This window comes from Roseitalea porphyridii, from assembly GCF_004331955.1.
GTDB lineage: Bacteria > Pseudomonadota > Alphaproteobacteria > Rhizobiales > Rhizobiaceae > Roseitalea > Roseitalea porphyridii.
The window spans coordinates 3,187,501-3,201,832 of record NZ_CP036532.1; the positions used below are offsets into that span (position 1 = coordinate 3,187,501).

Here is a 14,332-nt window from a genome sequence, read left to right on the forward strand (position 1 = left end):
TCTGTGATGACCAAGAGAGCGAAGCAAAGGGACGCCAGCGGCGGTGCCGCCCTCGTTGGTGAGCGGTATATAGTCGTGGGGGCCGCGACCTGTCAATCATCAAACGAGCGATTTTTTACATTTTTTTGACAGCGCCTCGACGGCCCCTCCGATGGCCCGCCAAACCCGGGAGCTCCGACCGGCAGGGCCATTTGATTGACACATTTGACCCCACAAGGCATTGACCTCAAGGGGATCGACAAAAAGCCATGCGCCCATGACGGCAAAGCCGCACAGACAAAGAGATCTGGTGGGAGACGAGCCTGCCATTGCCGGCACCGCCCGGCGCGCGCCGGACCGGCGCGAGATTTCGCTGCGCTGGCTGACCGGAACCTTCCTGACCGGACTGACCTCCACCACGCTGATGGGAGCGGCCCTTTTCGCGGCCCTCGACGGCAAGCAGTTTCTGGCCACCCCGCCCGAGGTCGCCTCGCGCGCGAGCCATCCCCATGAAGACGCGCAGCCCGGCGTGAAGACGGCGCGGCTGGTCGGCATGAGCATCCTCGCTTCCGAGCCGCCCAGCGACCGGCGCCGCATGAGCGTGTCGACGGTCACCCGCACAAGCGATGCCGACGTCGTGCGCACCCGGCCTTTCGAGCACCTGTCGATCACGCTCGCGGCGGCGCGTTCGGTCGAGACCGAGTACCCGCCGTTCAATCCCCTGACCATCTTCTCGGAATCCGGCGAGACCGAACCCGAACCCGCCGAGGACCTGTCGACCCGCAGCCTCATCTATGGCGCGAGCATCGAGACCGGCGCGTCGATCCGGGTGACCGACTTCGTCTTCAACGACGAGGAGACCTATGACACCGCGTTCGAGATCAGCCTGGCCGAAGCGGAAGAGGCCGTCCGCGAACGCGCCGACGTGCTGATCGAGGGCGCCATCGAGGTCGCCTCTCTGCATTATGTCGACCCGCGCCGTTTCGGCGTGGACGACCCGCTTCTCGCCGGCATCGCAAGCACCGGCGCGCAGGCCCGGATCGTGCCGCAGAACGTATCGATCGCCGAACCGGCCGAAGACGGCACGGAAATCAAGTATGCCGAGGACCTGATCGAGGTCCACGAGACGACCGAACTTGAAGCGCTGATGAAATCGGCCGGCCATCCTGGCGGCGGCGAGATGGCCCAGGCTCTCGCAACCCTGCTGAACGCCACTTCGCTGCGCGGCGGCCACACCATCCGGCTCGGCCTGCTCGACGAAGGACAGGCCGAGGCAGGACGCGTCATCCGCGCGACGGTCTATGCCGGCCGCGATCATGTGCTGACCATCGCGCTCAACGACCAGGAACAGTTCGTGCCGGCGCCCGAGCCCGTCGACAGCGGCATCATGCGCCATGCCCGCCAGCAGGCGACCGAGCCGGCACCGCCGCCGCGCGACATGCCGTCCATCTATGATGCGATCTATCGCGGCGTGCTGGCCTACGAGCTGCCGCAGTCGCTGGCCGCGCAGATCGTGCGCATGGTTGCCGCCGATGTCGATTTCCGGTCGCCGGTCACGCCCGGCGATTCGCTCGAACTCTTCTATTCGGTGCCCGAGGAAGGCGTCAGCGACGCCGCGCGCGAGGTCCTGTTCGTGCGCGCCACCTTCGGCGGCCAGTCGCGCAAGTTCTACAAGTTCCGCAGCGCCGACGGCACCACCGACTATTATGACGAGGAAGGCCGCAGCGCCCGGCAGTTCCTGCTGCGCAATCCCGTGCCGACCGGCAAGTTCCGGTCCGGCTTCGGCATGCGCCGTCACCCGATCCTTGGCTATTCGCGCATGCACTGGGGTGCCGACTGGGCCGCCCCGCGCGGCACCCCGATCATCGCGCCGGGCCATGGCACCGTGGTCAAGGCCGGCTGGAACAGCGGCTACGGCAAGCAGACCGTGATCCGCCACGCCAATGGCTACGAGACCTCCTATTCGCACCAGACGCGCTTCGCCAAGGGCATCGCCGCCGGTGCCAAGGTCCGCCAGGGCCAGGTGATCGGCTATGTGGGCTCGACCGGCCTGTCGACCGGCCCCCACCTGCACTACGAGATGAGCGTCAACGGCAAGCGCGTCGACCCGATGCGCGTGCGCCTGCCCGACGGCAAGACACTGTCCGGCGCCGAACTGGTCGCCTTCAAGCGCGAACGCGACCGGATCAACACGCTTCTGGAAATCGACCTCGAAGAGACGACCGAAGTCGCCAGCGCCGACGGCTGAACGCCCGAACGGGCCTATGTCCGTTGCGGCTCGGCTTGGCCTGTGCGCGGCAACGTCGTCCAGGCGATCACCGCCGACAGCGCAGACAAGACCGCCGTGACGAGCGCGATCGTCGAGAAGACGTTCGTCGTCGCCGCAGCGTGATCGGCGGCGCGCGCCTGTGATGTCCCCTCGAGGATCTCGCCGAAGCTCGTTTCGGCGCCCGGCGGCATCAGCATCGGATAGAGCGCGGCCGCCAGAAGCCCCATGGCCGCCACCGCCACCAGTCCCGCGACGCGCGAAACGGCATTGTTGATGCCCGAGGCCGTGCCGGTCTGCTCGTCATCGACCGAGGTCATCACCGCCGTCGACAGCGGCGAGACGAGCAGCGACATGCCGAACGCCGACAGCACCATCAGCGGCAGCACGCCCAACCAGAAGTTCTGCCAGTGCACGGTGACGGCAAGGATCGCATAGGCGCTCGCCACGATCAGCGCCCCCGCGGTTACCGGCAGCGCCGCGCCGTGCTTTCCGGCATAATCGCCCGCCCTGCCGGACAGAAGGCCGACGAAGACCGTGATCGGCACGAACGTGATCGCCGCGGCCGCCTCTGTTACGCCCCAGCCGCCGATCACCGTCATCGGCAGATAGAACAGCATCGCCGACAGGCCGAAATAGAGCGAGAAGGTCAGAAGGTTCGCGCCCGAAAACGCGCGTATCCGGAACAGCGACAGCGGCACCATCGGCACCGCCGCGCGGCGCTCCCACCACACGAAAACGGCCACAAGCACGGCGCTTACCATGACGGCCGTCGCGACCGAGCCCGGGTCGGGCACGCTCCCCTCCCCGCCCGTGCCGGTCAGCCCGAACGCCAGAACAAGAAGCGCCAGCGTGATCAGCGCGCCGCCGACCACGTCGAGGCGGCGGCCTCCCTCCGCCTCGTCCGGCGGAACCAGGAACCACAACATGCCAAGCGCGACCGCGCCGAACGGCAGGTTGATGGCGAACAGAAGACGCCAGGCCTGCTCGCCGAAAAGGCTCAGCGCAGCACCGCCGAGGATTGGCCCGGCCGCCGTGGTCAGCGCCGAGGCGGCGGCCCAGATGCCGATCGCCTTGCCGCGCTCGTTGGCCGGATAGGCCTTGGCGATGATCGCCAGGCTGCCCGGCACCATGATCGCGGCGCCCAGGCCCTGCACGGCGCGCGCGACGATCAGGATTTCCGCATTCGGCGCGATCGTGCATGCGATCGAGGCGCCGGTGAAGATGGCGATGCCGATGATGAACATCCGCCGCAGCCCGTAGCGGTCGCCCGCCGCCCCGCCGATCAGGATGAGCGAGGACAGGAACAGCATGTAGGCGTTGTTGATCCACAGCGCCTCGGCAAGCGTCGCCGGCAGCGTGGCACGGATCGCCGGCGTCGCGATCGAGATCACCGAGCCGTCGATGAACCCCATGGAGGAGGCGAGGATAGCGGCGATCAGCACGAACCTGCGCCGCTGGCGCGGGCAGAAAGTCCGGCTGCCGCCCGCTGGATGGGTTGCCGCTTCTGCCATAACGCCCCCGGTTCGGCGCCACGCTATGCGAGCGGGCCGGACAAGGCAAAGAAAAAGGCCCCGTCCATTCGAACCAGCTGCCGTCGGTAACGGCAGGCGCGTTCGCCATCACCTCTCCGATTGTGAACGACGCCTCGCCAAGTTGACCGCCATGGGTCCGTCACCGATCCCGTGCGCCGGAACGACCGCGACGCAGCGGCATTGGGTGGCCGAAGGGATTCGAAAGGAGAAAACCAATGAAACGCACGATCCTGACCGCAACCGTCGCAGCCATCGCGGCACTGGCCGCCGTTCCGGCACACGCCGACACGACGGCGCAGGCAACGACCGATCTGAACATCCGCTCAGGCCCCGGCCCGCAGTACGAGCCCATCGGCGTGATCGCCGGCGGCGACAATGTCGTCGTTGACGGCTGCGTGGAAGCCAGTTCCTGGTGCCAGGTCAGCTATGAAGGGCAGACCGGCTGGTCCTATGGCGAGTACCTGCAGGCCAGCGTTCAGAACGAACAGGTGGTGGTCGTCGAACGCCGCGACCAGCTGCAGGTGCCGTTCGTTTCCTATGACGGTGGCAGCGAAGGCGCGGCCGTCGGTGCAGCCGGCGGTGCGATTACCGGCGCCCTGATCGGCGGACCGGTCGGCGCGGCGGTCGGCGGCGTCGCAGGCGCCGTTGGTGGCGCGGCGATCGACCCGCCGCAGCCGGTCGGCACCTATGTCGTCGAGAACCCGGCCGAACCGGTCTATCTGGAAGGCGAGGTGGTCGTCGGTGCGGGCGTGCCCGAGACCGTGCAGCTGACGCCGGTGCCCGACTATGACTACCAGTATGCCTACCTCAACGGTCAGCCGGTTCTGATCGACCCGCAGACGCGGCAGATCGTCCACGTCTATCGCTGAGCGCACAAGCCCGGACAAACAGGGCCGAATGAAAGAAGGGGCGCCCGCCGGGCGCCCCTTTTTCCATGCCGATAGCGCCCGGACTCACCGGGCGGCGCGGCGTCAAAGCGCCTTTTCGAGTTCCGGCAGAACGTCGAACAGATCGGCGACGAGGCCATAGTCGGCAACCTGGAAGATCGGCGCGTCCTCGTCCTTGTTGATGGCGACGATGACTTTTGAGTCCTTCATGCCGGCCAGATGCTGGATCGCCCCCGAGATGCCGCAGGCGATGTAGAGGTCGGGAGCCACCACCTTGCCGGTCTGTCCCACCTGCCAGTCATTGGGCGCATAGCCCGCATCGACCGCCGCGCGCGAGGCGCCGACCGCCGCGCCCAGCTTGTCGGCAACCGGCAGGATCACCTCCTCGAACTTGTCGGAAGAACCAAGCGCGCGACCGCCTGAGATGATGATCTTCGCCGAGGTCAATTCTGGCCGATCTCCGCCCGAAAGTTCCGTCGACACGTAGGACGAAAGGCCCGGATCGGCCGGCGCGTCGATCGTCTCGACGGTGGCGCTGCCGCCCTCGCCCACCGCGTTGAACGAGGCGGTGCGCACGGTGATCACCTTCTTGGCGTCCGAGGACTGGACGGTCTGGATCGCGTTGCCGGCATAGATCGGGCGCTTGAACGTGTCGGCCGACACGACCTCGGTGATGTCGGAAAGCTGCATCACGTCGAGCAGGGCTGCGACCCGCGGCATGATGTTCTTGCCGTTGGTCGTGGCGGCGGCGACGAACGCGTCATAGCCGTCGGCGAGACCGACGATCAGCGCCGCCATAGGTTCGGCGAGCTGGTGTTCGAGCGCGGCCTCCTCGGCGAGCAGCACCTTGGCGACGCCGTCGAGCTTGCCGGCCTGATCGGCCACCGCCTGCGCGCCCTTGCCGGCGACCAGCACATGGACGTCGCCGCCGATGTCCTTGGCGGCGCTCAGCGCCTTGGCCGTCTGATCCGACAGGGTTTGGTTGTCATGTTCGGCTACGAGCAAAATGGTCATGATCGTGATCCCTAAAGAACGCCGGCTTCGTTTTTGAGCTTGTCGACAAGCTCGTTCACGTCGGCCACCTTGATACCCGCCTTGCGGCCTTCGGGTTCCTCGGTCTTGAGCACCTGAAGACGCGGCGCCGGATCGACGCCGAAGTCGGCCGGAGCCTTCTCCTCGATCGGCTTCTTCTTGGCCTTCATGATGTTGGGAAGCGAAGCGTAGCGCGGCTCGTTAAGCCGCAGATCGGTGGTCACGATCGCCGGCATGGCGATCTCGATCGTCTGCAGGCCGCCGTCGATTTCCCGCGTGACCTTGGCCTTGTCGCCATCGATCTCGACCTTGGAGGCGAAGGTGCCCTGGCTCCAGCCCAGCAGCGCGGCCAGCATCTGGCCGGTCTGGTTGGCGTCGTCGTCGATCGCCTGCTTGCCGAGGATGACAAGACCGGGCTCCTCGGCCTCGACGACGCCCTTGAGCATCTTGGCCACCGCCAGCGGCTCCACGATATCGTCATGCTTGATCAGGATGCCCCGGTCGGCGCCCATGGCGAGCGCGGTGCGGATCGTCTCGGTCGCCTTGTCCGGGCCGATCGACACGATGACGATCTCGTCGGCCTGGCCGGCTTCCTTCATCCGGATGGCCTGCTCGACGGAAATCTCGTCGAAGGGGTTCATCGACATCTTCACGTTGGCGAGCTCGACGCCCGAGCCGTCCGGCTTGACCCGGATCTTCACGTTGTAGTCGACCACCCGCTTGACGGGCACCAATATCTTCATCGCACCAACTCCCTTCGTGCGCTGCCGGACCGGGGGTCCTGACCCGGTCAGCCCTTAGGCTCCGACCGGCGGTTCTGCTTGCGCAAGTCCGACACGCCGCGTCGGCGCGTGGATGCTTGTTTTTGCGCCGTCGCGCAAGCCCCGCCCGATCGTCGCGGGAGCCGACCTATGAAATTCTGACGTTTACGTCAACGTTATAGGCCGCGTCACCGCGACACGGCGATGGCCGGCGGGAGACATCGCGTGCTAGCCGCGTCCCCAGGGTCCGTGTGTCGGCGGCTTGTCGGCCTCGACCTCGACAGCCTTCGGCGCCTGCACTTCGCGGTCGAACAGCGGCACCCCGCGCCGGCGCAGCACCAGGACCAGCGCCATGCCGGCGATGATGCCGCCGACATGCGCCGCCCAGGAGACCTGATCGTCGCCGAGAAAGGCCAGCATCGCGAATTGGAAGCCGACCCAGAACAGCAGCGGGATCCAGGCGGGCAGCGGCAGCGGAACGCGGCCCAGAACCAGCACCCAGACGCGGACCTTCGGATGCAGCAGCAGATAGGCGCCGACGATGCCGGCGACCGCACCCGAGGCGCCGATCAGCGGCGCCGCCGAGGCCGGATCCATCAACCCGTGCGCCAGCGCACCGGCGATCGCGCACAGTATGTAGAAGACGAAGAACTTCACATGGCCCAACGCGTCCTCGACATTGTCGCCGAACACCCACAGGAACAGCATGTTGCCGCCAAGATGCCAGAAGTCGCCGTGCAGGAACGCGTAGCTGACCAGCGAAAGCTCCTCGGGGATCAGCACGAGTTCGGGCGGCAGTTCGGAGAAGTCGTTGACCACCGCGGGCGTGTAGCCGAGCGAGAAGACCGTGGCGTAGAGCCCTTCCTCGGTCGCCACCAGGTTGACGAACACGAAGACGAGCACGTTTGCGGCGATCAGCCCCAGCGTCACATATTGAAGGTCGATGTGCTTGAGCCGGTTGGCATCATGCAGCGGCACGAACATCCGCGTCGGGCTCCAGGGGCGTGTGGCGGCCATTAGAGCGGAGCGGGGCGGCGAATTCAACGGACAATTTCCCAATGCGCGGTCGGGTCGGGCATTGCCCGCGTCAATTTACCTGACTAAAGTCAGCTATCATGACGACCACAGCAATCCACCGATTCCGCCGTTTCAGTCGCGCCGTGACCCGAGAGGTGGGGGCGCTCGATGATTCGTTTCTCGGCCGTGGTCGGCCGCTCGGCGCGGCACGCGTTCTCAATGCGATCGGCCATGGCCGCGAGGACGTCGCCGACATCCGCGACTATCTGAACCTCGATTCTGGCCTGATGAGCCGCCTGCTGCGCAGCCTCGAGGAGGAAGGGCTGGTCGCCACGAAGCCCCATCCCCAGGACGGGCGACGGCGTGTGGCGCAGCTGACGGCGGCGGGCCGGCGCGAATTCGCCGCCTACGAAGACCTGTCGAATGCCCGCGCCGAGACCTTCCTGTCCGGCCAGCACGGCACCGAGGCGCTGCTCGCGGCCATGGACCTGATCGCCACGGTAATCGGCCGGCAGGACATCGCCATCGAAGCGGTGGACCCGGCCAGCGACGACGCCCGCTTCTGTCTTGAAGCCTACTATGCGGAACTCGCCGAGCGCTTCGAAGAGGGTTTCGAGGTCTCCCTGTCGCGCGATCCCGACGCCGCGGACATGCGCCGCCCGCACGGCACCTTTCTCGTCGCGTCCTCCGACGGCCTGCCGGTCGGTTGCGTCGGCCTGAAGGGCAATGGCTCACGGATGGGCGAGGTCAAGCGCCTGTGGGTTGCCCCGCACGCACGCGGGATCGGTCTCGGAAAACGCTTGATGCGAGCCGTCGAGGACGAGGCGCGGGCGTTGTCGATGCAAGTGCTGCGGCTCGACACGAACCGGGCCCTGCCCGAGGCCTATGCGCTCTACAAGCGCGACGGCTGGACCGAGATCGACCGCTTCAACGACGACCCCTATCCGGATCACTTCTTCGAAAAGCGTCTCGACGCCGAAGCGACGGCCTGACCCCGCACCGAAGCCCGCTCAGCGGTTCTTGCCGGGCACCCAGAGCACGTCGCGCGCGCCATTGTCGTTGACGACGCGCGCCGCCACGAACAGGAAATCGGAAACGCGGTTCATGTATTTGAGCGCGGCCGGATTGACGTGCTCGCCGGGCATTTCGGCCAGTTCCACCATCTCGCGCTCGGCCCGGCGCGCCACCGTCCGCGCCAGGTGAAGCGCGGCGGCGGCGGCAGAACCGCCCGGCAGCACGAACGAGCGCAGCGGCGCCAGTCCGGCATTGAGCGCGTCGATATCGGCCTCGATGCGCGACACCTGCGTATCGGTAACCCGCAGCGGTTCGTATTCGAGCTTCTCTTCGGTCTCGGGCGTCGCCAGATCGGCGCCAAGGTCGAACAGATCGTTCTGGATGCGCGAAAGCATCCGGTCGAGATCGGGATCGCCGCCGGTCTGCAGCCGCGCCATGCCGATGCAGGCATTGGTCTCGTCGACCGTGCCGTAAGCCGCCACGCGCGTGTCGTACTTCAGCCGGCGCTCGCCGGTTCCGAGCGCCGTGGTGCCGTCATCTCCGGTCTTGGTGTAGATCTTGTTCAGAACGACCATCGCCCGTGCCCCCTTCAGCCACTGCCCTGCCGGGCAAGATAGACGACCACCACGATCAGGACCACCGCGATGAACTGCAGGAACACACGCGCCTGCATCATCTTGTTGGACAGGTTCGCGTCGCCCTGTTTCATCATGTTGCGCAGGCCCGCCAGCAGCACCGCGAACACGGCGAGCATGACGAAGATGGTGATGTAGAACAATGGTCCGGACATGGGTTTCCTGTTTCGTTACGCTATCAGCTAGGTGCCACGCGCCAGGAGTCGATAGAAAAGGCCTGCCGGCAACAGCCGCCTGCCTGCGGCCGCTAGCCGCGTCTGGGGTGTAACGTGGTAATGCGCCTTCGGGTTCGCGTCCGTCAGTGCCGACCTCAGGGCCCGATAGCACCATGACAGCGCCCGGCCGCCATCGTCGGCCGTGCCGCCGGCGCGCAACTGCGCGATCCGGGCGCGATAACGCTCCGCATGCGCCGAACCCTCAACGTCGATGTATCGCTCGATCCAGGCAAGCGTGTTGACCGCAAGGCGCGAGGGCACCGGCCCCGGCTCGATCAGGCTGACATGGACGCCCGTACCGGCAAGCTCCTGGCGCATCGTCAGCGTCAGCCCTTCGAGCGCGTACTTGGAGGCGGTGTAGGCGCCCCTCAGCGGCACCGGCACGAAACCGAGCACCGAGGAATTGTTGACGATCCGTCCGGCGCCCTGCGCGCGCATGGCCGGCAGGATGCGCCGGGTGAGGTCATGCCAGCCGAAAAGGTTCGCCTCGAACTGGGCGCGCAGCGCCTCGACCGGGACATCCTCGACGGCCCCGGGCTGCGCATGGGCGCCATTGTTGAACAGCGCATCGATACGGCCACCGGTCAACTCCATGGCAAGCGCCGCGCAGGCCGCAATCGAACCGGGGTCGGCATAGTCGAGCCGGACCCCCTGGAGGCCCTTTTCTCGCAACCGGTCCAGATCGGCCGCCTTGCGCGCGGTGGCGATCACGTGCCAGCCATCGTCCTGCAGCCTTTCGACGCAATAGGCGCCGATCCCCGACGAGCAGCCGGTGACGATGATGGAGGGTTTGCGTGCCATGACGTCCGAGCGTAGATTTCCGGCGGGGCGCTTGCCACATTGGGCATGCGGGCGCAATTCAAACCGGCGACGCCATGCTGCGACAATTCCTGATCACCCGGCGCGTCCTGCGTGATGCGGTGGGCCACTTCAACGAGACCGACGGCTGGGCGCTCGCCAGCCACGTCGCCCTGTCGACACTTCTCGCCATCTTTCCGTTCCTGATCTTTGCGACCACTCTTGCCACCTTCCTTGGTGCGGACCGGTTCGCCGAGACCGCCGTGCATCTGGTCTTCGACACCTGGCCCGAGCGCATCGCCGCGCCGATCGCGCGCGAGGTCGAGAACGTGCTGACCGTGCCGCGCGGCGGCCTGCTGACCCTGTCGGTGATCATCGCGGCCGTGTTCGCATCCAACGGGATCGAGGCGCTGCGCGTCGCGCTGAACCGCGCCTACCGGGTTACCGAGACCCGCTCGTTCACCTTTCAGCGCCTGCAGAGCTTCTTCTTCGTGCTGATCGCGACGATCGGGTTCATGGCGATCAGCTTCCTTCTCGTTCTCGCGCCGCTCGCCTACCGGATCGCCGAACAATGGCTTCCCGGTATCGCGGCGGTCTCCTTCTCGATCGGCTTCTGGCGCTATGTCGTCGCTCTTGCGGTTCTGGTGACCGGCCTGTTCGTCGTGCACAAATGGCTGCCGGCCGGCCGCCGCAGCCTCGTATCGCTGGTGCCGGGCATCGCACTGACCATCTTCGCCTGGTTGCTCGGCGCGGGCATCTTCGCCGCCTATCTGGAGCGCTTCGCCACCTACGTGACCACCTATGCGGGACTGGCGTCGATCATGATCGCGCTGGTGTTCCTGTACATCATCTCGGCGATCTTCATCCTCGGCGCCGAGATCAACGCGGCGATCCTGCGCTATCGCGCAGCGCGCGCCTTCGTCCTGCCGGCCCGCGCGCCGACGGCGGGCCAGGCGGCCGAGTAAACGGTTAACGGTTGGTTGACGCGATCGCTCGGCTTGCCCCGGCGCCGTTTCCGATGCGCCAACGCCTTTCGATTAGGTTGGCAGGGCCAAGGAGTAGGAACCGGCCATGCTTGCCTATATGGACACGAACACGTTCCTGATGCTGTTGCTGATCGTCGGCGTTGCCGGGTTCTTCGGCGGCCTGGCGATGGACGGCGTGCTCGAAGAGGACGGCTTCGGCGTGATCGGCAACATGCTCATCCTGATCGCCGGCGCGGTCATCGGCATCCAGTTCGGCGGCGCCATCCGATTGCCGTTCGAATCGACGATCGCCGACGCGGTGCGCGCCATATCCGGCGCCTTCATCTGCCTGACGCTTCTGGCGCTCACAAAGAACGTGCTGCGCCGTTTCGGCCTATGAGCGAGGGGCGCCAAGTCCCACTATCCGCCTGATGTCGGCAGGGGTCGCGCCGGCCGCGCGCAACGCGGCGAGCGCGGTGTCGCCACGGCTCTTGGAGAGCTTGCGGCCGTCGGTTTCATCGACCACGAGGTCGTGGTGGTGATACTCCGGCTGCGGCAGGCCGAGCAGCGCCTGAAGCAGCACATGGGCGGCGGTGGCGTGAAACAGGTCACGCCCGCGCACCACATCGGTGATCCCCTGCAACGCATCGTCGACCACCACCGACAGGTGATAGCTGGTCGGCATGTCCCGCCGCGCCAGCACGAAGTCGCCCCAGGCGGTCGGATCGGCGGCAAGCCGGCCGGTTTCGCCCTCCGGCCCGGCGCCGTGCTCGGTCCAGCCGAGATCGCGCGCACCGCCCAGATGATCGATGGCGGCCGCAACGTCGAGACGCCAGATGTCGCCGCCTTCGCCCGGATCATGCGCGCGGCCCGGAAACAGCGGCGCCCCGTCCGGATCGCGCGGCCAGATCGCGCCCGTCTCCTCGTGGGCCGCGACGAAGCGGCGAATATCGCCCCGGCTCATCGATGACCGATAGGCAAGCCCTGCCTCCGCCAGCCGTTCGAGCGCCGTGGCATAGTCGCCGAAATGGTCCGACTGCCTTCGCACGGGTTCTTCCCATTCGAGCCCCAGCCAGCGCAGCTCCTCGAGCATCCGCGCTTCGAACTCGGGCGTGCAGCGCGCCTGGTCTATATCCTCGATGCGCAGCAGGAACCGGCCGCCTACTGCCCTTGCCATCTCGAAATTGACGAGTGCCGAATAGGCGTGGCCGAGATGCAGATACCCGTTCGGGCTCGGGGCGAAACGGAAGACCGGGACCAAGGGCGACCTGTCTGAAGCGTCGTTGGAAGGGCTGGCAATCGGCCCCATCTGTGGCACATCGACCCGACGAACGAAAGGAACGCCCGACCGTGCCCCCGCACCGGACCATCGAGACGCTGGACGACATCGCCGAAGGGCTCGCCCATCTGACGGACGCCGACGCAGGGCTGGCGAAACTCGTCGACGAGGTGGAGCATGTGCCGCTGCGGCGTTCGACGCCCGGCTTCGCCGGGCTTGCGTCGATCATTGTCGCACAGCAGGTCTCCAAGCAGAGCGCCGACGCGATTACCGGACGCCTGACCCGGCTGGTCGATCCTCTGACGCCCGAGAACTACGTGGCGGCCGGAGAAGCGGCCTGGCGCGAGGCGGGCCTGTCTCGGCCCAAGCAGCGGACGCTTCTTGCGGTCTGCGAGGCCATCGGGGCCGGCGCGCTCGACCTCGAGCATCTGTGCACGATCCCCGCCGAGGACGCGGTCGCCGCGATGACGGCGGTCAAGGGCATCGGCCCGTGGACGGCGGAGGTGTATCTGCTTTTCGCCGCCGGCCATCGCGACATCTTCCCCGCCGGCGACCTGGCGCTGCAGGCGGCCGCGGGCGATCTGTTCGCGCTGGACGCGCGTCCCGGCGACAAGGCGCTGCGCGCGATGGCCGAATCATGGGCGCCCTGGCGGGGCGTCGCCGCGCGTCTCTTGTGGGCCTGGTATGGCCAGCGCAGCGGCCGCGCCGTGCTGCCCTGACCGGCCGGCCGCGCCAAACTGTTGAATAGCGGCCATTTTCCTATACATAGAAGCGATCGCAGCTAGCTTCACAAGCCTGTCACAAGGCGCTTAGTATAAGGCGCGCGAGAGGCAGAACTGAAAGGGGCCGGTCTTGACAGTGGCCGTTTCACCGGAGGCGCTTCCCTCCCTGGTGCTGAATGCAGACTACCGTCCGCTGAGCTACTATCCGCTTTCAATCTGGTCGTGGCAGGACGCGATCAAGGCTGTCTTTCTGGACCGTGTGAACATCGTCGCAGAATATGAACACGAGGTCCGCTCGCCGTCGGCGGCGATGCGGCTGCCCTCGGTCGTTTCGCTGAAGCAGTACGTCAAGCCCGCGCTCTACCCCGCCTTCACCCGGTTCAACGTGTTCCTGCGCGACCGTTTCGAATGCCAGTATTGCGGCGCGGCCGACGATCTGACCTTCGACCATCTGGTCCCGCGCCGCTTCGGCGGCCAGACGACCTGGGAAAACATCGTCACTGCCTGCTCGTCCTGCAATCTGCGCAAGGGCGGCCGCATGCCCCAGAACACCGACATGCAACCCCAGCAGATGCCCTATCAGCCGACCGTGCACGATTTGCACCACAATGGCCGCAGCTTTCCGCCGAACTATCTGCACGAAAGCTGGATGGACTATCTGTACTGGGACGTCGAACTGGAGCCTTAGGCCGACCGCGACGGTTCAGCGCGCCGGACGCGTGGCCAGCAGGAAGGCCGCGATTGCGAGGCCGGCGCTGGCGATCACGTTCCATCCCGCAAAGGACAGGCCCAGAAACCGGCCCGCCGCCTCGTCGCAGGACGGCGGCGTGACCGCGTCCAGATCGGCCAGAAGGCTGCCGGCATCGGTGGCGATGCCGGAGGTGGCGGAGGTGGCGCAGTCGGCCGGCCCCTGCCACCACGCCCATTCGACGCCCGCGTGATAGACACCCAGATAGAGGCCGTAGACCATCAGCAGGCCGCCGGCGACAAGTGCGCCGCGCACGACCAGTAACGGCCATCCGAGCCCGGCCGCCAGCGCGCCGACGAGCGTGACCGGGATAGCGGCATAGTAGGGCGTGCGCTGCTCAAGGCACAGCGCACACGGAATGAACCCGCCGACATGTTCGAAGGCCAGCGCCGTGCCGACGACAAGCGCCATGGCCGCAGCCAGGGCGAGCGCGCCGAACAGGTGCACATTGCGATTGCGGGTCACGTCCATGGGATGGT

At 66.8% G+C, this 14,332-nt stretch carries 16 protein-coding genes; 7 read left to right on the forward strand and 9 right to left on the reverse strand.

Annotation, left to right across the window (positions count from 1 at the left end):
* The first annotated feature begins 289 nt into the window (after positions 1–289).
* Complete coding sequence (locus E0E05_RS15535; RefSeq protein ID WP_244597781.1) at positions 290–2,227, forward strand: M23 family metallopeptidase; 1,938 nt, start codon at positions 290–292, stop codon at positions 2,225–2,227.
* A gap of 14 nt (positions 2,228–2,241) precedes the next feature.
* Here the strand turns inward: E0E05_RS15535 and E0E05_RS15540 are convergent, their stop codons facing one another.
* Positions 2,242–3,690 (reverse strand): MFS transporter, encoded by a 1,449-nt coding sequence (locus E0E05_RS15540; protein ID WP_342212145.1) that lies wholly within the window; start codon positions 3,688–3,690, stop codon positions 2,242–2,244.
* A gap of 305 nt (positions 3,691–3,995) precedes the next feature.
* On the opposite strand from E0E05_RS15540, the gene E0E05_RS15545 reads away from it, so the two are divergent.
* Positions 3,996–4,649, forward strand: coding sequence for a DUF1236 domain-containing protein (locus tag E0E05_RS15545; RefSeq protein WP_131617531.1), 654 nt, complete (start codon positions 3,996–3,998; stop codon positions 4,647–4,649).
* A gap of 102 nt (positions 4,650–4,751) precedes the next feature.
* Here the strand turns inward: E0E05_RS15545 and E0E05_RS15550 are convergent, their stop codons facing one another.
* The 3 genes from E0E05_RS15550 to E0E05_RS15560 all read right to left on the reverse strand — a co-directional run bounded on the left by E0E05_RS15550 (position 4,752) and on the right by E0E05_RS15560 (position 7,444).
* Positions 4,752–5,681 carry an electron transfer flavoprotein subunit alpha/FixB family protein gene (locus E0E05_RS15550; RefSeq protein WP_131617532.1) on the reverse strand — a complete coding sequence of 310 codons (930 nt, stop codon included), beginning with the start codon at positions 5,679–5,681 and terminating at the stop codon, positions 4,752–4,754.
* An 11-nt stretch (positions 5,682–5,692) separates the two neighbouring features.
* Complete coding sequence (locus E0E05_RS15555) at positions 5,693–6,442, reverse strand: electron transfer flavoprotein subunit beta/FixA family protein (protein WP_131617533.1); 750 nt, start codon at positions 6,440–6,442, stop codon at positions 5,693–5,695.
* Positions 6,443–6,688: 246 nt separating this feature from the next.
* Positions 6,689–7,444 carry a rhomboid family intramembrane serine protease gene (locus tag E0E05_RS15560; protein WP_131617534.1) on the reverse strand — a complete coding sequence of 252 codons (756 nt, stop codon included), beginning with the start codon at positions 7,442–7,444 and terminating at the stop codon, positions 6,689–6,691.
* A gap of 131 nt (positions 7,445–7,575) precedes the next feature.
* Here E0E05_RS15560 and E0E05_RS15565 point away from each other — a divergent pair, with 131 nt between their 5' ends.
* Positions 7,576–8,469, forward strand: coding sequence for a bifunctional helix-turn-helix transcriptional regulator/GNAT family N-acetyltransferase (locus tag E0E05_RS15565; protein ID WP_131617535.1), 894 nt, complete (start codon positions 7,576–7,578; stop codon positions 8,467–8,469).
* An 18-nt stretch (positions 8,470–8,487) separates the two neighbouring features.
* Here E0E05_RS15565 and E0E05_RS15570 read toward each other — a convergent pair whose 3' ends face one another.
* The 3 genes from E0E05_RS15570 to E0E05_RS15580 are packed head-to-tail and all read right to left on the reverse strand — an operon-like array spanning position 8,488 to position 10,142.
* The gene (locus tag E0E05_RS15570) at positions 8,488–9,066 is read right to left on the reverse strand and encodes a cob(I)yrinic acid a,c-diamide adenosyltransferase (protein ID WP_131617536.1); all 579 of its coding nucleotides are present in this window, start codon (positions 9,064–9,066) and stop codon (positions 8,488–8,490) included.
* A gap of 14 nt (positions 9,067–9,080) precedes the next feature.
* Positions 9,081–9,281: a twin transmembrane helix small protein gene (locus tag E0E05_RS15575; protein WP_131617537.1), complete on the reverse strand. Its 201-nt coding sequence runs from the start codon at positions 9,279–9,281 to the stop codon at positions 9,081–9,083.
* 27 nt (positions 9,282–9,308) lie between these two features.
* Entirely contained in the window at positions 9,309–10,142 is an 834-nt protein-coding gene (locus E0E05_RS15580; RefSeq protein ID WP_131617538.1) for an SDR family NAD(P)-dependent oxidoreductase, read from the reverse strand.
* A 74-nt stretch (positions 10,143–10,216) separates the two neighbouring features.
* Between E0E05_RS15580 and E0E05_RS15585 the strand changes: the two genes are divergently transcribed.
* Both E0E05_RS15585 and E0E05_RS15590 read left to right on the forward strand, forming a co-directional pair.
* Positions 10,217–11,104: a YihY/virulence factor BrkB family protein gene (locus E0E05_RS15585; RefSeq protein WP_131617539.1), complete on the forward strand. Its 888-nt coding sequence runs from the start codon at positions 10,217–10,219 to the stop codon at positions 11,102–11,104.
* A 106-nt stretch (positions 11,105–11,210) separates the two neighbouring features.
* Positions 11,211–11,504 (forward strand): hypothetical protein, encoded by a 294-nt coding sequence (locus E0E05_RS15590; protein ID WP_131617540.1) that lies wholly within the window; start codon positions 11,211–11,213, stop codon positions 11,502–11,504.
* Here E0E05_RS15590 and gluQRS read toward each other — a convergent pair.
* The gene (gluQRS, locus tag E0E05_RS15595) at positions 11,499–12,413 is read right to left on the reverse strand and encodes a tRNA glutamyl-Q(34) synthetase GluQRS (RefSeq protein WP_131617541.1); all 915 of its coding nucleotides are present in this window, start codon (positions 12,411–12,413) and stop codon (positions 11,499–11,501) included. The genes E0E05_RS15590 and gluQRS overlap by 6 nt on opposite strands.
* A 41-nt stretch (positions 12,414–12,454) precedes the next feature.
* Here gluQRS and E0E05_RS15600 point away from each other — a divergent pair, with 41 nt between their 5' ends.
* Together E0E05_RS15600 and E0E05_RS15605 are read left to right on the forward strand one after the other, a co-directional pair.
* Positions 12,455–13,102 (forward strand): DNA-3-methyladenine glycosylase family protein, encoded by a 648-nt coding sequence (locus E0E05_RS15600; RefSeq protein ID WP_131617542.1) that lies wholly within the window; start codon positions 12,455–12,457, stop codon positions 13,100–13,102.
* A 133-nt stretch (positions 13,103–13,235) separates the two neighbouring features.
* Positions 13,236–13,793, forward strand: coding sequence for an HNH endonuclease (locus tag E0E05_RS15605; protein ID WP_131617543.1), 558 nt, complete (start codon positions 13,236–13,238; stop codon positions 13,791–13,793).
* 15 nt (positions 13,794–13,808) lie between these two features.
* On the opposite strand, the gene E0E05_RS15610 is transcribed toward E0E05_RS15605, so the two are convergent.
* Entirely contained in the window at positions 13,809–14,324 is a 516-nt protein-coding gene (locus E0E05_RS15610; protein ID WP_131617544.1) for a disulfide bond formation protein B, read from the reverse strand.
* Positions 14,325–14,332 lie beyond the last annotated feature (8 nt).